The following is a 20,935-nucleotide window of genomic DNA, read 5'->3' as shown; positions in this document are numbered from 1 at the left end:
CAGGCAGCGATCCAATGATGATTTTTCAGAGGTCCAATCATCGTTTGCGTTCGGGCAATTGAAAGTCCACGACCGGCGAGGGATTCCCCGCCATGTCTTTTCCCTTTAGGCATACTTGTTTCGGGGAGTCAGCAACCGAAACGGTGAAGTCCAGCAGCGGAGGTCTGACGGTTTGATAGCCATCGGGTTCAAGGCAATCGACCGTATTCAGTGCTCCGCTCTTGTACTCATATTGACTGACGTCCAAGTCTGGGTTCACCCCAAAAGGCTGTACGGTGATTACGTTTTTGTCGTACTCGAACAGGAGGTAGAAGGGGGCAGTGTTCGTCGGCTCCACCAAAGCCCAACGCCAGTAAATTCTGGCGTTGCGAGCGTCCCATCGGCCCGCAGGTCCTGCCTTGTGGGGTTGTCCCACGATACACATGAAGTAAAGTCCGGGACCATCGCGCAATTCATGGCGTGAGGTGTCCTGTCCGCTTTCATGGCTGGGCTGGACCGCACCATAGCCGTCATTGAGCGCGCACTCGGCCAGTGTTCGCGTGTACTTGACCCGGTAAAACGGTTGATCCACGGCAAAGGATTGCTCCCACCAAGGCGAAATGATTTCGCCCTGTTCATTGCGCACCATCTTCAAGTAGCTCTCATCGAATTGAGTTTCAAAGTTCGTCGCCGGGCCGAGCATGCACTCATCGGGGCGAGGGTTGAAACGGCTGGCACTGAAGCACCGGTTTAGATCATTGGTGGCTGTTGCGTAGTTGGTGTCTTGCATTTTTATTGACATGCCGTTGCTGACTTCGCATGGAGCATTTCGAGAGCATCGGGATCGTCCACTGTCCCGGCTGGTGGTACCGATCACACCGACGATTTCGTTGCGGTAGCGAGACAAAACCGGTGAGCCGGAAATTCCGGCTTTAACGTCCAGGCAGCGGTTGCTGAGTTGGTTGGTCCAGGTCCAACCCGCTTCGAAAACGTCGGCACGATGTTCCTGCGGGCAGGCGGCGCGTTGCAGATAACGGTCGACAGGAGCGCCGACGATCAGCAAATCAGATCCGAGGGCCGGGTTTTGACTCGCCAGTTTGAGGGGCATGATTCCATCGTTCATCAATTGGCCGAGGGATCGGTCAAGTTCGAGGAGTGCGATGTCATGGCCACGCATCGTGCTCCAGGCGATGCGAATGATCGGGTAGGGCCGTTGTAGTGCCTGGGTGTCCTGGAAAAAGTTGAACGTGACGAGGCCGGAAGCGGGTGCATTCTCGATATATCGGTTTGAATTGCCTTCGGCGCAATGCCCTGACGTGAGGACATAGGCTGGGCCGCTGCGGTCATCACTCGCGTCACGGGTGTCGATCAGGCTGCCGGTACAGGTGGTGCTCCCCTCAACCTGAACTTGGCCGATTGACTGCCAGTAAGGGTATTGCCCGCTCGCATTGTTCAAAGGCTGTGCCGGTGCGAAATTGGCGGTCCCTTCCCCCCAATCGCGATCTACCCGCGAGGGGTTGTCAGCGCAGGCGCTCATGCTGATCAGGAGCAGGAAAGTAAGTGACGCTTTTCTATCGAGAGTTTTCATCATTCATCCATGAGTTGAAAGAACTCAACTCATGCTGCGACTCTATACCACCTCCGTCTACTGACAGAAATGACAGTTGAGGCCGCAGAAAATGACCGTTTGTCGTAAGTTTGGCGGATTAGACCTTCAACACCTTCCCGCCAATGGCCACCGCCACCAGCAACAGCGCCATCAACCCAAACGCAAAACTCAAACTGCTGCCATGGGCGATAAACCCGATCACCGCCGGGCCGGCGAGAATCCCCGCATAGCCCAAGGTGGTAATGGCCGGCACCGCAATGTGCTCAGGCATGACTGTCTGTTTTCCGACCGCGGTGTACAGCACCGGCACGATGTTCGAGCAACCCGCTCCCAATAATGCATAACCGACCAGCGCCACCTCCCAGGCCGGCGCGAACGTCGCCAACGCCAGTCCCGTCGCCGCCGTCAGACCACCAAACACCATCACCCGCGTCGCGCCCAGACGCCGGACAATCCGGTCGCCGGTCAGCCGCCCGGCGGTCATGGTCAGCGCAAACGCTGCGTAACCCAGCCCCGCATACGCCGTGTCGATCCCGCGTTCCTGCACCAGGAACACCGCGCTCCAGTCGAGCGCCGCGCCTTCGGCCAGGAACACGATGAAACACATGCCACCAATAAACAGCACGATGCCATGGGGCACGGCAAACGCAGGTCCCGAGCTTTCGCTGCCGTAAGGCAACAGGTGCGGCGCCGCTTTGAGCAAGGCCAGCACCAGCACGACAATCACCACCGCCATCGCCCCCAGCGGCGACAGACCCAGGCCGAGCAGGGCGCTGACACCCGCCGCGCCGACAATCCCGCCGAGGCTGAACATCCCGTGAAACCCCGACATCATGTTCTTGCCGCTGGCGCGCTCGACGATCACCGCTTGCAAGTTCACCGTTGAATCCACCGTGCCCAGGCCCGCACCGAACATGAACAGCGTGGCGATCAATGCCGGCACCGACGTCACCGTCGCCAACAGCGGCAACGCCGCGCAGATCAACAACGTTCCCCCGGTCGCCACTCGACGACAGCCGAAACGCGTGGACAAGAGGCCAGCCATCGGCATCGCCAGAATCGAGCCCACCCCCAGGCACAGCAGCAACAACCCGAGCGTTCCTTCATCCAGTCCGGCCCGTGCCTTGGCATACGGCACCAGCGGCGCCCAGGCGGCGATGCCAAGACCGGCGATGAAAAAGGCGATGCGGGTGGACATCTGCTCCAGACGTCCGGGAACAAAAGTGGCTTGGGTATTGAGGTTGGTCATATCGATCCTTGGCAAAAAACGTCGCGTTCCCAAGGGACAGTGATCGACCCATAGGGTTCGGTCAGCGTCCGCGCAGGTTTGCGGTCAGGCAGGGTGACATCGTTGCACAGGCGGACCCTCGGTCGCGAGCGCAAGTGCCGCCATTGAGCGGTCGATTTACCGGGGTACCTGTAAGTTCCGACAGTTTACAGCGCGTATTTTTGCGCCTAGAACGAAGCCAGCTGTTCGCGATACATCGATGACCTGGTGATCAGGACAGACTGGAGGCGATATGGATCATCCCACTCAGGTTTTGCTCTTGAAGTCGCTGCTGAGCATGATTGAGCAGCGACAGACCAGCATGGCCAATAACGTTTACTTGAACCCTGTCGAGTCATATACCAGCCTCGATCAGCAGCAACGGGAACAACAGCATCTGTTTGGCGTGCGCCCGTTGATGATCGGGCTTGGCTCGCGACTGGCTTGTCCGGGCGACTACCTGACCGACGATTTAAGCGGTGTGCCGATTCTGGTCGTGCGCGACAACGAGGGATCATTGAACGCTTTCATCAATGTTTGCCGGCATCGTGGCGCGAGGCTGCTCAACGGGTCGGGAAACATCACGGGTGCGATGACCTGTCCGTATCACGGCTGGGCCTATGGCCTGGATGGGCGGTTGCAACGGCTGAATCCACCTGGCAGCTTCGAAGGGTTGAGTTGCGCCGAGCGCAATCTGACTCGCCTGAGTGTTCTGGAACAGCATGGGTTGATCTGGGTGCACCCGATTCCGGGCGGGCAGATCAATGAAGCTGAAGTACTCGGACCGTTGGCCAATGAGGTTAGGGATTTCGGCTTCCAGCATTACTCGCACTACGAAACGAGGCGTTTACGCAGGCGCTTTAACTGGAAAGTAGTGATCGATACGTTTCTGGAAAACTGGCATTTTTCCACCCTGCATCGGCAAACAGTGCTGCCGATCTTTTTACCCAATACCAGTCATTTCGAAGGGCTCGGAGCAAATTTACGGCTGATCATGCCGCGTCGCTCAATTGTCGAGTTATTCGATCAATCCGAAGATCAATGGGACCTGCTCCGGCATTCGGCGATTATCTACCTGCTGTTTCCCAATACGCTTCTGGTCTGGCAGGGCGATCATCTGGAGGTGTGGCGGGTATTTGCCGCTGGTCCGAACTGCGTCGATCAATGCTTGATCGACGTGTCGCTGCATGTGCCCACAGCACCGACGTCGGCAAAAGAGAAAGCACATTGGGACAAAAACATGACCCTTCTCTTGGACACCGTCGATTGCGAAGACTTTCGAATGGCCAGACATCTACAGAAAGGTTATGCCTCCAGTGCTCAGGATTTCCTGACATTCGGCAGAAACGAGCCGGCCCTGCAGCATTTTCATCGTGCGGTTCAGACTGCGCTTGACGGGCCATGAACCGCGTCACCGTGACGACCTGCGTCCTTTCCACCTGTATGAGCAAAAGCGCCGCCGGACGGGCATGCTCGCCGTCAAAACATTCAACAATGACGGTATTGGCCGCTGTCGCCTGAACCGAAAGGCGTTGTGCATGGCGCAACAGGCGTTTGATCGCGGCACTCAGGGGTTCGGGAGGTTTGCTCTTGTTCGCACAATGCCCGAAGTAACGGGTCTCGCACCTGCATCAGTTCGAAGAGGCCCAAGGCTCGCAGCGCGGGCAGCGCCCGGAGAATGTCCTGGGTTGCGGCCGTACGTTGATGCTCGGGAGTTTGCGGATCGATCAGCGTCCGGGCATTCATCAGAAAGGCCCCGACCGTGCCTTTACGCACGGCAGTACCGTTGAACAAGCCTTGGTTTTGATCGTCGTGAAGCAGGTCTTCGGCGCGCATGATTGAGACTCCAGTGAATGAGTGTTCAGACTAATCCGTCGTGCGTGGCTAAACTGCGCTATCCGGGTCATTCGATAACGTGAAACTGCCTTGGCGAACCCCCTTATATCTGCGGAACGCGCGCAATCCTCCACGGGACCGAGGGTTATTGCCTCAGCCCTGAACAGCCCGATCAAGCGCACCAGCGCTCCTCACCGGCATGCGCGCGGGCAATTGTTGGGGGCGCGGCGCGGGTTGTTGTCAGTGGAGGCGGCTGACCATCATTGGGTGGTGCCGGCGACCCATGCGGTCTGGATTCCACCCGACTGTGTGCACGGCTTGCGTTCCCACGGCCCGTTCCACGGCTGGAGTGTCTACGTGGCCGCGTCGGCCTGTGTCGAATTGCCCGGGCAACCCTGCATCATCGCGACCTCGGGTTTGTTGCGCGAGGCTGTCGACCGGGCGGCGACCTGGGGCGAGGGAGCGTTGGATCAGCGACAGGAACGGATCGCCCAATTGATTGTTGATGAGATCGCCGCACTGCCCGCCGAGCCCTTCGGTCTGCCGCTGCCGCTTGATCCGCGTCTGCGACGGATCAGTCAGGCGCTGGCCGACGACTTGGCCGACAACCGTTCGCTTGCTGAGTGGGCGCAATGGGCCGGCTTGTCAGCCCGGACCCTGGCCCGACGCTTCGACAGTGAAACCGGCTTCAGCTTCAGTCAGTGGCGACAGCGTGCACGCTTGTTGCGAGCGCTGGAGTTGCTTGCCGCAGACGTACCGGTGACGACCATCGCGCTGGAACTGGGCTACGACAATGTCAGCGCATTTATTGCCATGTTCCGGCGTGCGTTTGGCGTGACGCCGGGACGGTATTTCATCGCAGGAAATTGACGCCTAAAGTACAGGCACTTTCAGGCTGACTTCGGGACCGATCCATGACGCCGTTCTACGATGCTCGAGGCAATATCTACGCGGTGGTGGCGCCCGACGCCGTGCGCGATAGCGGAATCGATTTTCCGGACCAGGCCAGCGACGCTGCGCACATTCGCGAGCGCTGGGCGTTGGCGGCCATCGAGGCGTTCTGCAGTTGGGCGCCCGGCACGCAACTGGCGGGCAGCAAAGACCATCGTTGCGACGGGTTGCTGGTGGGGCCGTTTCAATCGTCGCCGCCGTTTGATCTGTTGATCGTCAATACCGACGGCACCCTGGCCGAGCGCAGTGGCAATGGGCTGACGATTTTTTCCCAGGCACTCAGCGCGCAAGGATTGATACCCAAGGAGCAGGCGTGCCTGCTGCGGGTTCATCACGACAAACGCGATGCGGATTCACCGGTAGAAACCTCGGTGAAACCCGCTGAGGTCGACGGTGTGCAAGGGTTCTGGCTGGATCTGGGAAAACCTTTGTTCGGGCCGCAAGCGGTGGGCGCGCACGAGGTTGAGCGCGTGACGCTGAATGATCGCGGAGTCAGCCATGTGCAGCCGTTGTCGGCGCTTGATCCTGCCTGGAACCGCAGCCAGTTTGTGCGCATCGGCAATCCGCATTGTGTGACGCTGCTAACAGATACCGAGGCGCTGCCGAGCAATGAGCAGATGCGGGAACCGCCCTTGGCGCAAGGTTTGATGCGTATCGCCTACGCCGCGCCAGCCGGGGCAGGGCGGCCGTGCCCGGCGGGGGTGAATTTGCAGTGGGCGATGCTTGAGTCTGACGGGCAAGTCGTGGCGCGGGTGTTTGAGCGCGGGGAAGGACCGACGGCGTCCTCGGGCACCAGCGCCAGTGCGGTGGCCTGTGCGGCTTGGCGAGTGGGTTGGGTGACGGCGGGGGAAGTGAAAGTCGTCATGCCGGGCGGCACGGCGCCGATTTTGTTGGAGGAAATGGAGGGGGAGTTGAGTCGGGTCAGGTTATTCGGCACGGCGCGGTTGATGGGTTGAATTGGAGATTGCCTTCGCGAGCAAGTCGAATCGTCGCACCGCCGCTCCCACAGGGGTTTTGTGATCGGCCCGGTCCCATGTGGGAGCGGGCTTGCGCGCGAAGAGGCTCGCCCTGTCAGCGAAAATTCAGAGCTGATCCGCCCATTCCACCACCGGCATCGTCCGCTTCATCAACACCTTGCCATCGCGCACCGAATACAACGGCAACCCCTGACTGCGTATCACCTCGTAGTCGCTGTCCGCCGACAGGATCAGCAAATTCGCCGGCCGCCCGGCCTCCAGACCATAACGGTCCCCAAGGTTCATGGCCTTGGCGCTGTTGTCGGTGACCAGGTCCAGCGCACTTTGCAGGTTGCGATAACCCAGCATGTGGCAGATGTGCAGACCGGCTTCCAGCACCCGCAGGATGTTGCCGTTACCCAGCGGGTACCACGGATCAACGATCGAGTCCTGGCCGAAGCACACGTTCATCCCCGCTTCCAGCAACTCATTCACCCGGGTCACGCCGCGGCGTTTCGGGAAGTTGTCGAAGCGCCCTTGTAGGTGAATGCTCTCGGTGGGGCAGGAGACAAAACTGATCCCCGAATGCCCGAGCAGACGGAAGAGTTTGGCGCAGTAGGCGTTGTCATAAGAACCCATGGCGGTGGTGTGGCTGGCGGTCACTCGCGAACCCATGTCACGGCTGCGGGCTTCTTCGGCCAGCACTTCAAGAAAACGTGAATGCGGGTCGTCGGTCTCGTCGCAATGCACGTCCACCAGGCAACCGGTGCGCTCGGCCAGGTCCATCAGGAATTTGACCGAGCTGACGCCCTGATCCCGGGTGTACTCGAAATGCGGAATACCGCCGACCACATCGGCGCCCATGCTGATGGCTTCTTCCATCAGCTCGCGTCCGTTGCGGTAGGACTCGATGCCTTCCTGGGGAAACGCGACGATTTGCATGTCGATCAGGTGGCGGCTTTCCTCACGCACTTCGAGCATCGCCTTGAGCGCGGTCAGTTGCGGGTCGGTGACGTCGACGTGGGTGCGCACGTGCTGGATGCCGTGGGAGGCGAGGGTCTGGATGGTTTTCCTGGCACGGGTCTTGGTGTCTTCTTCGGTGATGGTCACCTTGCGTTCCCCCCAGCACTCGATGCCTTCGAACAGCGTGCCGCTCATGTTCCAGCGCGGCTCGCCGGCGGTGAGGGTGGCGTCGAGGTGAATGTGCGGCTCGACGAAGGGGGGCACCACCAGGTTGCCGCCGGCGTCGAGGTCGTCGGGGCCCAGGGTCGGGGCTTCGGTCTGACGGGAGATGGAGCGGATCAGGCCGTTTTCCAGGTGCAACTCATGCAGGCCTTCTTGGTTGCGCAGGCGGGCGTTGATGATGTGCATCAGGCGAATCCTTTTATAGATCTTGTAATGGAGCTTCAGCGGCACGGGCACCCAGTACGCTGGTCAGTAGCACATACGTTAGCGCGGCAGCGGCAATCCCTACCAGTGGCGCGATCCAGGGTGAACTGAATGCGGCGACGGTGCCGACGGCATAGGCGGTCAAACCGGGCCAGTTGAACGCCGGCAATCGAGCGTCGGCCAGACGAGGATATTGACCACGATAACGGAAGAAGAAATCCGCCATGATCACACCGCCTATCGGCGGAATCACTGTGCCCAGCAGAATCAGGTAAGGCACCAGCAGGTCGTACATGCCCAGCAGTGCGAGCAACGTGCCAATCACCGCGCCGGCCAGGGTCACGGTTTTGCGACGGCCGGTGCGCAACAGGTTGCAGCCGGCGACGGCGAAGTTGTAGATGGTGTTGTCCTGGGTGCTCCAGATGTTGAGCAGCAACATGGCCATCGCGGCCATGGCGAACCCTTGCAACAGCAGCACTTCGACCACGTCCGGTTGCTGGTAGACGATGGCCCCGTAGGCACCGATCAACACCATCAGGCCGTTGCCGATAAAGAAGCCGATCAGGCTCGCCAGCACCGCGACCCGGGCGGAGCGGGAGAAGCGCGTCCAGTTGGTTGCTTGCGTTGCGCCGCTGACGAAGGTGCCGAACACCAGGGTAATCGCCGTCGACCAGTCCAGGGTTCCCGTCGGGACCACCGCGAGCAACCCATCGATTCCGCCGACCTTCGCCGTGGCGACCCACATCGACAGCATCAGCAGCAACATCATCGCCGGCACTGCGATGTACGAGAGGATTTCCAGCCCGCGATAGCCGACATACGCGGTGGCGCAAAACGCCAGGCCGAACAGCACCATCAGGCCCAGTACCGTGCCCTCGCTCAATTCGAAATACTTGCCCAGCACCACGGCGGCCGTGGCCGTGCCCCAGGCGTACCAGCCGATCTGGGTGAAGCCGAGGATCAAGTCGCTGAGCTTGCTGCCGACCTCACCGAAGCAGAATCGCCCCATCAGCACCGAGTTCAAGCCGCTCTTGAAGGCGATGTACCCCAAGCCTGCAGCGTAGATGCCCAGCAGCAGATTGCCGACGATGATCACCGCCATCATCTCGCCAAAACTGAACGCCACGCCGAGCTTTCCGCCAGCGAACATGGTGGCGGTGAAGAAGGTGAAGCCCAGCAGCACCATGGCGGTGGAGGCGAGGCCCTTGCGGGCATGCATCGGTACTTCGCTGAGGGGGTAATCGTTGCCTGGATCTTTTTGCGTCATGTGGCGTTCCTTGCTGAATGGGGGACGCGGGAGGGGTTGCAGTGGTCGTGCCAAGCGGGGATGGCTTAGTTATGTATAGCCGAGCTGGCGGGATTGGTGCGGGGGAGGGCACAAAAGCGGTGCACCTGACAGAACACAGAACCCATGTGGGAGCGAGCCTGCTCGCGATTGCGGTGTGTCACGCAATGTAGATGTCGACTGATACACCGTAATCGCGAGCAGGCTCACTCCCACAGGGGATTCGGTTTCTTCAGTAGGATTGGATTAACGGCAGGAACCGCAGTAAAGCCGCAACGATGGCTTCCGGCGCATCTTCCTGAACCAGGTGCCCGGCATTGGGGATTGGGTGGAACTGCGACCCGGCAATCATCTGATGCAACGCCCGTCCACGCTCGATGGGGATCCACTGATCATCTTCGCCCCACAGAATCTGCACCGGGCAACGCACCGTCGGGTACAACCCTTCGGCCTCACGGGTATAACGCTCGTCCATCTGCGCAATCTGCCGATAGAACGCCGCTTGCCCGGGATCGCCCAGCCATGGCTGAACGTACGGGTCGAGTTCTTCATCGGGGATGTCGCGCTTGATCGCGCCGCGAATATAAGCCGGCACGATTGCCCGCTGAATGTAGTCGGGCAGTCCGCTGAACGCCGCTTCATGCTGGCGCACGTGCTGCACGAAAGGCGAACCCCACGGTGTCAGCGCCACCGGATCGATGAGGGTCAGGCTGCGGTAATCCTTGCCGTTGAGCAGGTGCGCGCGCAGCGCGGTAGCGCCGCCGAAGTCGTGTGCCACCACGTCCGGTCGCTCCAGGCCCCAATGGTCGAGCAAGTTCGCCAACAGGTCGTTCTGCACACCCAGCGACACGTCACCGGCGATTTTCTCGGATTGCCCATAGCCCAGCAGGTCGAAGTAATGCACCCGATGGGTGGTGATGAAGTGCGGCGCGATGCGGTGCCACACGTAAGACGAAAAGGGCGTGCCGTGCACAAACACCAGCGGTGGACCGTCACCGCGCACGGCGTAGCGAACGGAATGCCCGTTGAAACGATAGGTCTGAGCCAGCGGCCAGTCAGTCCTCATGGGGATGTCCTCTTGGCGTGTTCAAGCCAAAAAGCATAGGCATAAAAAAACAGCCGATGAAGGCTGTTTTTTGTATCACTGACGAAACGCAGTTCCCTTGTGGGAGCGGCGGTGCGACGATTCGACTTGCTCGCGAAGGCGGCGTGTCAGTCAATATAGATGGAGACTGACCCACCGCTTTCGCGAGCAAGCCCGCTCCCACAGGGAGTTTTGGTGTTTGTTAGAACGGGTTATTCGCCGTGATAGATGCAACCGCTGGTGCACGTCTCGTGGATACGGATCGCGCTCAGCTCCGGCAGCAGCGGCTTCAATTCCTTCCAGATAAACTTGGCCAGCACTTCGCTGGTCGGGTTTTCCAGGCCGGGAATGTCGTTCAGGTAGTTGTGGTCCAGGCGCTCGTACAGCGGCTTGAAGATCGCCTTGATTTCCGAGAAGTCGCGGATCCAGCCGGTGTGCGGATCGAGGTCGCCGCTCAAGTGAATCGCCACTTTGAACGAGTGACCGTGCAGGCGGCCGCACTTGTGGCCTTCCGGTACGTGAGGCAGGCGGTGGGCGGATTCGAACGTAAACTCTTTGAAGATTTCCACAGTGATTTCAGCTCTGTCAGGTGGCGATCGCCGCGGCGATGTGGGCAGGCGGCGAGTTTACCAGAGCGCCGGGCAAAACACTGACTAAAGGGTCAGCAAGCGCTCGCCGAGGCGACCATTGGCGACCAGTTCGAGGAACTCGTCACCCAGGCGACGGCTTTCGTCCATCGTCTTACGCCAGTATTTCTGCCGGCTCGGGGCATCGCCCATGAAGCGTTTGAAGTCATTGCGGTCCGGCAGCTTGCCGTAGGGCAGACGCGCCAGGTAGTCCTTCGACGGCGCCAGCAGCAGAACATCCTGCAACCGTTCAGGGCAGGCTCGGCGCCACGGCAGGGTCTTGTCGAACCAGCCGGGAATGACCCGGTCGGTGAAGTGCGGATACAGCACAATGTCGTTGCCGCTGTAGGGCAGGTCGAGGTGATAGTCCAGCAGACCGCCATCGCGGAACGTCCCCACGCCTGCGCCGGGTAGATCACGCACGCCTTCCATCACCATAGGGATCGAGCCCGAGGCGAGCAGGGCCTGGCGAAGGTTGCCGGCATTCAGGGCAACGAAGCGCGATGGGAAATCGTTGAGTGCATTGACCGGTGGGGCCTGGCGCGGGTCGTGGATGATCAGCCGCTCGAAGTGCCGCGACAGTCGCGCCCGACCGCGCAGGTTGTCAGCGATCACCGACGACAAACCCAAGCCGAGGCGGCCGCGATGATCGTCTGCGAGCAGGCCGTGGCTTTTGACCACCATGATGTTCAGGCGGTAATGGGCGTTGGTCAGAATCGACACATCGCGGCCGTCCAGCAGTTCATCGAGCATGCGCCGGGAGCTCTGGCTGATCTGCGCCATGGTCACGCCCTTGTCGAAGTTCTGCTCGGTGTAGAGGTGGCCGAGGCGCCGGATGCCTTCGGCGGCGTCCGGCAGACAGGCGCTGGCGAAGCGCCAGGAACCGACCGACGCGCCAATCAACGAACGCTCCCGCGGGGCCGTCGGCAGCCATTCACCGAACAACGCCAGGTCCAGACCTTGAATCCCCAACGCCTTCGGCCCACCGGCCGCTCCCGGCAGCGTACCGACATCGGCGGCGCTCAAGCCGTTTTCACGGATGCGCGCCAAGGCCCGCGGGCCGGCCTTGAGGGTCAGGGAAGGGAACTTGATGTGGATGGCGGTCATACCGGTCTCGATGTCTGGCAAGCAGGGGATTATAAACAGCTCAAGCAACACCACCAGCCTACTGTGGGAGCGGGCTTGCTCGCGAAAGCGGTGTGTCAGTCGACATCTTTATCGCCTGATTCACCGCCTTCGCGAGCAAGCCCGCTCCCACAGGGGATTGTGTATTGCCGCCCAATGATGGCAATTCAGTTTCAGTTAAGTTCAGCTCGCTAAGGTGCCCCCCGTAGGCAACACATAAAAAATACGGAGACACCCATGAAAACCCTGACTGCCCTGTTCACCGCGTCCATCATCGGCATGACCGTCAGCCTCGCCCACGCTCGCGACCTCGGTCCCGACGAAGCCCTGAGACTGCGCGACGCTGGTACCATTGTGTCTTTCGAGAAGCTCAACGCCACCGCTCTGGCCAAACACCCCGGTTCCGATATCACTGAAACCGAGCTGGAAGAAGAGTACGGCAAATACATCTACCAGGTTGAGCTGCGCGACCCACAAGGCATTGAGTGGGATCTGGAATTAGACGCTGTCAGCGGACAGGTTCTCAAGGATCATCAGGATACGTAATGAAGGTGTGTTCATTTTCACGCATGGCGCTGGTGCTGCTGGCGTTTTGCTCGGTCGTCATGGCCCGCGACCTCGACCAGGACGAAGCCCTGCGCTTGCGCCAGCAGGGCGTGATCCTGCCGCTGGAGCAACTGTTGAAGCAGGCGCTCGACCGCTACCCCGGCTCGAAACTGCTGGAAGCCGAGCTCGAAGAAAAACACGACGTCTACATTTATGAAGTCGAGCTGCTGACCGCCGAAGGGGTGGTCCGTGAACTCGACCTCGACGCCACCACTGGCCAGTTACTGAAAGACAAGGAAGATTGATCGATGCGTTTGCTTCTGGTGGAAGACCACGTGCCGCTGGCCGACGAATTGATGGCCGGCCTCAACCGGCAGGGTTACGCCGTGGACTGGCTGGCCGATGGCCGCGACGCGGTGTATCAGGGCAGCAGCGAGCCCTATGACCTGATCATCCTCGACCTCGGCCTGCCGGGTTTGCCGGGGCTGGAAGTGCTGGCGCAATGGCGCGCCGGTGGCCTGATGACGCCGGTGCTGATCCTCACGGCGCGCGGTTCCTGGGCCGAACGGATCGAAGGCCTCAAGGCCGGCGCCGACGACTACCTGACCAAACCGTTCCACCCCGAAGAGCTGCACCTGCGGGTCCAGGCGTTGTTGCGTCGCTCCCACGGTCAGGCCAACCAGCCGACGCTCAAGGCGGCCGGGTTGCACCTGGATGAAGGCCGTCAGTGCGTGACCCGCGACGGCGCCGACATCCAGCTGACCGCCGCTGAATTCCGCCTGTTGCGCTATTTCATGCTGCACCCCGAGCAGATCCTTTCCAAAAGCCACCTCGCCGAACACCTCTACGACGGTGAAACCGAGCGCGACTCCAACGTGCTCGAAGTTCACGTCAACCACCTGCGGCGCAAGCTCGGGCGCAGCGTGATCGAAACCCGTCGCGGCCAGGGTTACCTGTTCGGCGGGCAAGCCCAGTGAGGTCGATTCAGCGCCGCTTGAGTCTGGGGCTGATCAGCGTGATGGTGGTCGTCGGCCTGGTGCTGGCGCAAACCAGCCTGTGGTTGTTCGAAAAGGGGCTGCAGCGCTACCTCGAAGACGGTTTGCGCAACGACAGTGAAAACCTGCTGGTGGCGCTGGTTCGCGGGCCGGCGGGGTTGCAACTGGATGAGCGGCACCTGTCGCCGGCCTATCAACGGCCGTTTTCCGGGCATTACTTCCGGATCGATTTTGCCGACAAGCATTGGCGCTCTCGCTCGTTGTGGGATCAGGAACTGCCGCCACTCGACCACCCCGGCTTGCACAGCAATTTGCAACTGGGCCCGGAAGGCCAGCAATTGCTGGTGCTGCGTTCGGACTATCGCCGGCTCGGGCAATCGATCTCGATCAGCGTGGCCCAGGACTACACACCGGTGCGCGAGAGCTTCCGGCGCATGCAACAGATCGGTCTGGGCCTGGGGCTGGCGGGGTTGCTGCTGATTCTGCTGCTGCAACGCATCACCGTGCGCCGCGCCTTGCGTCCACTGGAAAAGGCCCGAGAGCAAATCGCTCAGTTGCAGCAGGGCCAGCGCTCGCAACTCGATGATCAGGTGCCGGTGGAGCTGGAGCCGCTGGTGGCGCAGATCAACCATTTGCTTGCGCACACCGAAGACAGCCTCAAGCGTTCGCGCAATGCCTTGGGCAACCTCGGGCATGCGCTGAAAACGCCGTTGGCGGTGCTGTTGAGCGTGGCTTCCAGCGAGAAGCTCGACGCCCATCCCGAGTTGCGCAAGCTCCTCAAGGCACAACTGGAGCAGGTCCAGCAGCGACTCAATCGCGAACTCAATCGCGCCCGGTTGTCCGGCGATGCGCTGCCGGGGGCGCTGTTTGACTGCGACGGGGAGCTGCCGGGGTTGCTGGCGACGTTGAACATGATTCACGGCGAACACCTGAACCTGAGTTACCGCGCACCGGCCGCTCTGCAGCTGCCGTGGGATCGCGAGGATCTGCTCGAACTGCTGGGCAATCTCTTGGATAACGCCTGCAAATGGGCGGATGCCGAGGTGCGGTTGAGTGTGGTCGAGACGGCTGAGGGGTTTGAACTCAGCGTGGAAGATGACGGGCCGGGGATTCCCGAAGCACAGCGCGAGCAGGTGCTTGACCGGGGGACGCGGCTGGATGAGCAGACGGATGGCCATGGGTTGGGGCTGGGGATTGTGCGCGACATCGTCGACACGTGGGGCGGGGTGATGAGGCTGGAAGAGAGCGAGTGGGGCGGGTTGAAAGTGCTAATCAAACTCCCCAGACGCTGAACCGATTTAATGCCCACTGAAGATCCAAATGTGGGAGCGGGCTTGCTCGCGAAAGCGGTGTGTCAGTCGACATCTCTGTTTCTGACACACTGCATTCGCGAGCAAGCCCGCTCCCACATTTGGATCTTCAGTGGATGTTCAATCCTGGGTCAGACGCGAAACTGATCCATCAAACTCTGCTGCTGATTCGCCAGGCTGTTGAGCGACTGACTCACCCGCGCCGACTCGTTCGCCTGCCCCGACAGCGACTCCGTCACATCCCGAATTGTCGCCACGTTGCTGTTGATCTCCTCGGCCACCGCGCTCTGCTCTTCGGCAGCCGACGCGATCTGCAGGTTCATGTCGCTGATCACCGTCACCGCCTCGCCGATCTGGCGCAGTGCGGTCACCGCTTGGCCAACCTGCTCGACACTGCCGTGCGCCTGGCGATGGCTGTTGTTCATCGAGCCGACCACCTCCTGCGTGCCACTCTGCAACTGCTCGATCACCAGGCGGGTTTCTTCCACCGACTCCTGGGTGCGGCGTGCCAGATTGCGCACTTCATCGGCGACCACGGCAAACCCGCGGCCGGCCTCACCGGCACGGGCCGCTTCAATGGCCGCGTTGAGCGCCAGCAGGTTGGTCTGTTCGGCGATGGCGCGGATCACTTCCAGCACCGAACCGATTTTCTCGCTGTTGGCCGCCAGGCCTTCCACTTGCACCATGGCCGCGCTCATGTCGGCGGCGAGGTTGTCGATGCTGGTGGTGGTCTGGTCGATGACGGTCAGGCCCCGGCGAGTTGCCTGGTCGGCATCTTTCGCCGCCTGGGCGGCTTGCGCGGCACTGCGGGCGACGTCCTGGGCGGTGGCGCTCATTTCGTGGGACGCGGTGGCGACCTGATCGACCTGACGGTATTGCTGCTCCATGCCGGCGCTGGTCTGCGTGGCGATGGCGGAAGATTGGTCAGCGGTGCTGCGGGCGTCCTGCACCGAGCGTTTCACTTCGGCGATGATCGGTTGCAGCTTGTCGAGGAAACGGTTGAACCAGCCGGCCAACTGGCCCAGTTCGTCCTGCTTGTCGTAGGCCAGGCGCCGCGTCAGGTCGCCTTCGCCGCTGGCGATGTCTTCGAGCATGTGCGCCACGCCGAGGATCGGTTTGGTCACGCTGCGCGCCATCAGCCACACCAGCAGCAAGCCAATCAGCGCGGCCAATACGCCGAGGCCGAGTTCGACCAGGGTGCCGCTGCGGTTGCTGTCATCAAGTTGGTCTTTCAAGGCTTCGGCGGGGCCGACCAGGACTTTTTCCGGCACGTCGAGCAACACGCCCCAGGATTTACCGTCGGGGATCGGCTGGAACGGCGACAGCACTTTCAATTGCTGATTGCTGTGCAGGCTTTCGGTTTTGCTGCGGGTGGCGAGCATGCGAATCAGCTCGGCACCGTTGGTCTTGTCCACCGCGTCCAGACGCTGGCTGAGTTTGCTGGCGTCCGGGCTGTAACCGGCAAGCAAGCCGACCGGGCTGATAATGCTGACGCTGGTCTGGCCGTCATAGAGCTTTTTGCTCGCGCCCTGACTCATGGCCTGCAGGCTGTTGAGGTTGATGTCCACCGACAGCGAGGCAATGACTTTGCCGTTGACCATCAGCGGGAACACGATGCTGGTCATCAGCACGTTCTGGCCGTCGATCACATAGAAGTACGGCTCGATCACGCACGGCTTGAGCGTGGTGCGCGGGCAAGTGAACCACGCGTTGGCCGCTTCGCCGCTGGGGCCAGCTTTGGTGTCGGCCATGTCGCTTTCCGGCAGCGCCATCGACGTCACGTTACCTGGCGTCGGTTGCGACCAGTACAGGGCAAAACGGCCCTTGTCGTTGCTGCCCAGCTCGGCCTGGCCGGCGAACAGATCGTCCTTGCCGTCCAGCGCGTTGGCTTCGAACACCAGCGACAGGCCGAGCAATTGCGGGTTGGCTTGCAGCGCCGACTTGACCTGGCGGGTCAGGTCTTCACGCAGGTCGAAGGCGTCCAGAAAGCGCTTTTCCGCCTGATCGCGCAAGAACAGCACCTGACGCGAAAAGCCGTGGCCGTATTGATAGGCGTCCATGAACTGCTGACGAATCACCAGCGCCTGGTTTTCACCCTGGGATTCGATCCGGGCCTGAGCGGCTTCGGTCAGCATCTCCATGCTCGAGGCTTTCACCATCTCGGAGCTGTGCTCCATGCGATACAGCGAAAGACCCACCAGCAGGGTCACGATGCCCGCCAGGCATAGCCCGGCCAGCAGGGTGATTTTCCATTGGATGGAAAGTTGTCTGAGCGACATGGAGAGACGTCCTTATTCGATATTTATCTGAGACTTTGCACTGTAACGGCTGCGAATTGGCTTTCTTTATCCGTACGCCCAAATAAGAAATCACACATACATGTAGCAGCTGGCGAAGCCTGCGTTCGGCTGCGTAGCAGTCGTAATCCCAGACTTCACGGTGTATCTGACACACAGCAGTGCCTGATTTCACGACTGCTGCGCAGCCGAACGCAGCCTTCGGCAGCTGCTACAAAGGTCGAGTTCGCTTTGACAAGGCATTGATGCTGCGGCAAAGTGCGCGCCCTCTAATAAAACCCATTATTCAATCCGCTGGCGGCTCTATGCAGACTGCCGGCTGAGTTCATTTCGCTTGCCCTGAGGTAACGATGATTAATGCTGTAATTGCCGCGGTCGGCGTCATGCTGATCCTCAGCCTGTCCCGCGTGCACGTAGTGATCGCGCTGATTGTCGGCGCTCTGGTCGGCGGTTTGACCGGTGGCCTGGGCATCGAGGCCACCCTTAAAGCCTTTAATAGCGGCCTCGGCGGCGGCGCGACGGTCGCGTTGTCCTATGCCTTGCTCGGCGCGTTCGCCGTGGCGATTGCCAAGTCCGGCCTGGCCCATGCCCTGGCGGACAAAGCCCTGCTGATGGTTGATCGCCAACACGCCAGTGGTGGCCGTCAGGTCAAGTGGCTGTTGATCGGTTTGCTCTGGGTGGTGGCCATCGCTTCGCAGAATATTCTGCCGATACATATCGCCTTTATTCCGCTGCTGGTACCGCCGCTTTTATATGTGCTGACCAAGCTGCAACTGGATCGCCGCTTGATCGCCTGCGTCATGACTTTCGGCCTGATCACGCCGTACATGTTCCTGCCGGTGGGCTTCGGCAACATCTTCCTGAATGAAATCCTGCTGGCCAACGTTGCACGCAGCGGCGTCGACATCAGCGGCATCAACGTCACCCATGCCATGGGTATTCCGGCACTGGGCATGGTCGTGGGCCTTGCGGTCGCGTTTATCAGCTACCGCAAGAAACGCGTCTACGACCTGGAAAAGATCGAGAAAGTCGAGCAAGTCGCGGTGGAGTACAACCCGCTCAGCCTGATGGTCGCCGGTGTAGCCATCGCGGCGGCGTTCATTATTCAGTTGCTGCTCGACTCGATGATCATCGGTGCGCTGGCAGGTTTTCTGATCTTTTCGGTGTCGGGCATCGTGAAGTGGCGCGACACCGACGACCTGTTCACCGAAGGCATGAAAATGATGGCGATGATCGGCTTCATCATGATCGCCGCCTCGGGTTTCGCCGAAGTGATGAAAGCCACCGGTGAGGTGCAAACGCTGGTTGAGACGTCGGCGGCGTGGATCGGGCACAGCAAAGGTATCGGCGCGTTGTTGATGTTGCTGGTTGGCCTGCTGGTGACCATGGGCATCGGCTCGTCGTTTTCCACCGTGCCGATCCTGGCAGCGATTTTCGTGCCGTTGTGCGTGCAACTGGGGTTCAGCCCGATCGCGATCGTGTGCATCGTCGGCACGGCCGGCGCCCTGGGGGACGCCGGTTCGCCCGCCTCGGACTCGACGCTGGGTCCGACCTCCGGCCTGAACATCGACGGCCAGCATCACCACATCTGGGACACCGTGGTCCCGACCTTCCTGCACTACAACCTGCCGCTGCTGGCGTTCGGCTGGGTGGCCGCGATGGTCCTCTAAACAGATTTCTCCTGTGGGAGCGGGCTTGCTCGCGAAAGCGGAGTGTCAGTCGACATTTTTATAACCTGACACACCGCATTCGCGAGCAAGCCCGCTCCCACAGGGGGATTGCAATTTCCCCCGGATTCAACTTTTGGTCCGGCGTGCCGTTAAAGCCTTTAACCACGCCAACAAAATCAAAAGAGTGAACCGTCATGCGCATGAGCCTGAAGGCTAAAGTCCTGTCCCTTGCCGTCCTCCCGGTGTTGCTCTTTGCGCTGGTCATCAGCCTGACCACGCTGTTCATTCTGCAGGAGCAGGCGCACAAGGAAGTCGAGGAAACCCGCCAGCGCCTGCTCAGCGATGCCAAGGCGACCCTGCAAAGCTACGTCGCCGTGGCCATGACCACGATCAAACCGCTCTACGAAGCGGCCGCCCCTGGCGATGACGCGGCGCGGGCGCAGGTGATCAAGCTGCTGTCGAGCATCACCTACGGCAAGGACGGCTACTTCTTCGGCTACGACTCCAACACCGTGCGCCTGTTCAAGGCCAACAGCCCCGATGGCGTGGGCCAAAGCTTCAAGGACAATCGAGACCCGAATGGCGTCTACGTCAACCGCGACCTGGTGAAAGTTGCCAAAGACGGCACTCACTACCTGCAATACAGCTCGCCATTGCCCGGCAACACCCAAGTGCTGGTCCCGAAACTGGGCTACACCGAATACCTGTCTAAGTGGGACATGGCGGTCGGTACGTCGGTGAACCTCGACGGTATCGAGGCGCAAGTCGCGCTGGTCGAAGCCAAGGTGCAGGACCGCATGGAAGGCGTGGTGCTGACCATTGCCGGCCTCGCGGTGGTGATGTTGCTGGTGATCGCGGCGGTCGGGCTGCTGCTGGCCAATACCATCCTGCGTCCGCTGAACCTGATGAAAGCCAACCTCGATGACATCGCGGCGGGCGAGGGTGACCTGACCCGTCGCCTGACCATCACCAGCCAGGACGAACTCGGCGAACTGGCGGGCTCGTTCAACCGTTTCGTCGACAAGATCCACGGCCTGGTGCGTCAAATCACTGAAATGACCTCGCAACTGACCGGCCTGGTGAATCAGGTTTCCGATCAGGCCCAGCGTTCGGATCAGGCCATGGAGCGTCAGCGTCACGAGACCGATCAGGTCGCCACGGCGATCAACGAGATGTCGGCGGCGGCTCAGGAAGTGGCGAAAAGCGCGCAAAACGCGGCGGTGGCGGCCCAGCAAACCGACGAAGAAGGCCAGGCCGCGAAGCGTGTGGTGGCCGGCAGCATCGTGAAAATTCATGCGTTGGTGGACGACATTCGCAGCAGCGGCGTGTCCCTCGACAGCCTGCAAAAAGACGTGTCATCGATTGTCAGCGTGCTGGGGGTGATTCGTTCGATTGCCGAGCAGACCAACTTGCTGGCGCTGAACGCCGCCATTGAAGCCGCGCGCGCCGGTGAAGCGGGTCGCGGTTTTGCGGTGGTGGCCGACGAAGTGCGGGCACTGGCCAGTCGCACGCAGATCAGCACCCAGGAAATCCAGGGCATGATCGACCGCTTGCAGGCCGGGACCCAATCGGCGGTAGAAGCGATGCGTCGCTCCAGCGAAGCGGGCGATGGCACCTCGGCCCAGGCCAATGAGGCCGGTGCATCGCTGGACACCATGGCGCAGTTGATTGGCACCATCAACTCAATGAACGCGCAAATCGCCAGTGCGGCTGAAGAGCAGACTGCCGTGGCTGAAGAGATCAACCGCAGCGTGCATCAGATCGCCGTGGCGGTGGACAACGTTGCTGACGAAACCCAACTCGGCGCGCAGACCTCACGCAGCCTCGCCGACCTCGGTCAGCGTCTGGGCAAACTGGTCGGCCAGTTCCGAATCTAAGCTGCAACTCATTCCCTGTAGCAGCTGTCGAGCAGCGCGAGGCTGCGTTCGGCTGCGCAGCAGTCGTTAAATCAGACAACGCGGTTTTCCGGGTGCATTGTGCGCGCAGAGTTTACGACTGCTGCGCCCGAGC

The 20,935-nt window shown here is 60.9% G+C and carries 17 protein-coding genes and 2 pseudogenes; 9 read left to right on the top strand and 10 right to left on the bottom strand.

Features of this window, described 5'->3' with window-relative positions; genetic code table 11:
* Positions 1 to 37: 37 nt before the first annotated feature.
* Positions 38 to 1,567: a trypsin-like serine peptidase gene (locus ACA072_RS19230; RefSeq protein ID WP_497619862.1), complete on the bottom strand. Its 1,530-nt coding sequence runs from the start codon at positions 1,565 to 1,567 to the stop codon at positions 38 to 40.
* Between the two features lie 118 nt (positions 1,568 to 1,685).
* Entirely contained in the window at positions 1,686 to 2,837 is a 1,152-nt protein-coding gene (locus ACA072_RS19225; RefSeq protein ID WP_497619860.1) for an MFS transporter, read from the bottom strand.
* A gap of 298 nt (positions 2,838 to 3,135) precedes the next feature.
* Here ACA072_RS19225 and ACA072_RS19220 point away from each other — a divergent pair, with 298 nt between their 5' ends.
* Positions 3,136 to 4,260: an aromatic ring-hydroxylating oxygenase subunit alpha gene (locus tag ACA072_RS19220; protein ID WP_497619858.1), complete on the top strand. Its 1,125-nt coding sequence runs from the start codon at positions 3,136 to 3,138 to the stop codon at positions 4,258 to 4,260.
* 182 nt (positions 4,261 to 4,442) lie between these two features.
* Here ACA072_RS19220 and ACA072_RS19215 read toward each other — a convergent pair.
* Positions 4,443 to 4,691, bottom strand: a pseudogene (locus ACA072_RS19215) (hypothetical protein); the annotation flags it as partial.
* Between the two features lie 90 nt (positions 4,692 to 4,781).
* Here ACA072_RS19215 and ACA072_RS19210 point away from each other — a divergent pair.
* Together ACA072_RS19210 and ACA072_RS19205 are read left to right on the top strand one after the other, a co-directional pair.
* Positions 4,782 to 5,561: an AraC family transcriptional regulator gene (locus ACA072_RS19210; RefSeq protein ID WP_497619856.1), complete on the top strand. Its 780-nt coding sequence runs from the start codon at positions 4,782 to 4,784 to the stop codon at positions 5,559 to 5,561.
* Positions 5,562 to 5,605: 44 nt separating this feature from the next.
* Positions 5,606 to 6,598 carry a diaminopimelate epimerase gene (locus tag ACA072_RS19205; RefSeq protein ID WP_497619854.1) on the top strand — a complete coding sequence of 331 codons (993 nt, stop codon included), beginning with the start codon at positions 5,606 to 5,608 and terminating at the stop codon, positions 6,596 to 6,598.
* Positions 6,599 to 6,724: 126 nt separating this feature from the next.
* Here the strand turns inward: ACA072_RS19205 and codA are convergent, their stop codons facing one another.
* The 5 genes from codA to ACA072_RS19180 all read right to left on the bottom strand — a co-directional run bounded on the left by codA (position 6,725) and on the right by ACA072_RS19180 (position 12,089).
* Positions 6,725 to 7,969, bottom strand: coding sequence for a cytosine deaminase (gene codA, locus ACA072_RS19200; protein ID WP_497619852.1), 1,245 nt, complete (start codon positions 7,967 to 7,969; stop codon positions 6,725 to 6,727).
* Positions 7,970 to 7,982: 13 nt separating this feature from the next.
* On the bottom strand, positions 7,983 to 9,254 hold the full coding sequence (codB, locus tag ACA072_RS19195) for a cytosine permease (RefSeq protein ID WP_497619850.1): 1,272 nt from the start codon (positions 9,252 to 9,254) through the stop codon (positions 7,983 to 7,985).
* 250 nt (positions 9,255 to 9,504) lie between these two features.
* Complete coding sequence (locus ACA072_RS19190; RefSeq protein WP_497619848.1) at positions 9,505 to 10,338, bottom strand: alpha/beta fold hydrolase; 834 nt, start codon at positions 10,336 to 10,338, stop codon at positions 9,505 to 9,507.
* 230 nt (positions 10,339 to 10,568) lie between these two features.
* Positions 10,569 to 10,925: a 6-carboxytetrahydropterin synthase QueD gene (queD, locus tag ACA072_RS19185; RefSeq protein WP_008152165.1), complete on the bottom strand. Its 357-nt coding sequence runs from the start codon at positions 10,923 to 10,925 to the stop codon at positions 10,569 to 10,571.
* Positions 10,926 to 11,009: 84 nt separating this feature from the next.
* The gene (locus ACA072_RS19180; protein WP_497619846.1) at positions 11,010 to 12,089 is read right to left on the bottom strand and encodes a patatin-like phospholipase domain-containing protein; all 1,080 of its coding nucleotides are present in this window, start codon (positions 12,087 to 12,089) and stop codon (positions 11,010 to 11,012) included.
* Positions 12,090 to 12,344: 255 nt separating this feature from the next.
* Between ACA072_RS19180 and ACA072_RS19175 the strand changes: the two genes are divergently transcribed.
* The 4 genes from ACA072_RS19175 to ACA072_RS19160 are packed head-to-tail and all read left to right on the top strand — an operon-like array spanning position 12,345 to position 14,940.
* Positions 12,345 to 12,653 carry a PepSY domain-containing protein gene (locus ACA072_RS19175; RefSeq protein WP_497619844.1) on the top strand — a complete coding sequence of 103 codons (309 nt, stop codon included), beginning with the start codon at positions 12,345 to 12,347 and terminating at the stop codon, positions 12,651 to 12,653.
* Positions 12,653 to 12,958, top strand: a complete 306-nt coding sequence (locus tag ACA072_RS19170) for a PepSY domain-containing protein (protein ID WP_109633285.1) — start codon at positions 12,653 to 12,655, stop codon at positions 12,956 to 12,958. The genes ACA072_RS19175 and ACA072_RS19170 overlap by 1 nt, the downstream gene beginning before the upstream one ends.
* A gap of 3 nt (positions 12,959 to 12,961) precedes the next feature.
* Positions 12,962 to 13,630 carry a response regulator transcription factor gene (locus tag ACA072_RS19165; RefSeq protein ID WP_497619843.1) on the top strand — a complete coding sequence of 223 codons (669 nt, stop codon included), beginning with the start codon at positions 12,962 to 12,964 and terminating at the stop codon, positions 13,628 to 13,630.
* The gene (locus ACA072_RS19160; RefSeq protein WP_497619841.1) at positions 13,627 to 14,940 is read left to right on the top strand and encodes a sensor histidine kinase; all 1,314 of its coding nucleotides are present in this window, start codon (positions 13,627 to 13,629) and stop codon (positions 14,938 to 14,940) included. Before ACA072_RS19165 ends, ACA072_RS19160 begins: the two co-directional genes overlap by 4 nt.
* A 149-nt stretch (positions 14,941 to 15,089) precedes the next feature.
* On the opposite strand, the gene ACA072_RS19155 is transcribed toward ACA072_RS19160, so the two are convergent.
* Entirely contained in the window at positions 15,090 to 15,845 is a 756-nt protein-coding gene (locus tag ACA072_RS19155; RefSeq protein ID WP_497625014.1) for a methyl-accepting chemotaxis protein, read from the bottom strand.
* A 102-nt stretch (positions 15,846 to 15,947) separates the two neighbouring features.
* Positions 15,948 to 16,094 (bottom strand): annotated as a pseudogene (locus tag ACA072_RS19150) (HAMP domain-containing protein); the annotation flags it as partial.
* A gap of 1,514 nt (positions 16,095 to 17,608) precedes the next feature.
* Here ACA072_RS19150 and ACA072_RS19145 point away from each other — a divergent pair.
* Positions 17,609 to 18,925 (top strand): Na+/H+ antiporter family protein, encoded by a 1,317-nt coding sequence (locus ACA072_RS19145; RefSeq protein WP_497625013.1) that lies wholly within the window; start codon positions 17,609 to 17,611, stop codon positions 18,923 to 18,925.
* Positions 18,926 to 19,119: 194 nt separating this feature from the next.
* Positions 19,120 to 20,802, top strand: coding sequence for a methyl-accepting chemotaxis protein CtpM (gene ctpM / locus ACA072_RS19140; RefSeq protein ID WP_497619840.1), 1,683 nt, complete (start codon positions 19,120 to 19,122; stop codon positions 20,800 to 20,802).
* The last annotated feature ends 133 nt before the right edge of the window (positions 20,803 to 20,935 follow it).

It is taken from the genome of Pseudomonas sp. LBUM1656, from assembly GCF_059716065.1.
Note: the sequence above shows the minus strand (reverse complement) of the source record. Positions and strands in the feature narration are given on the sequence as shown.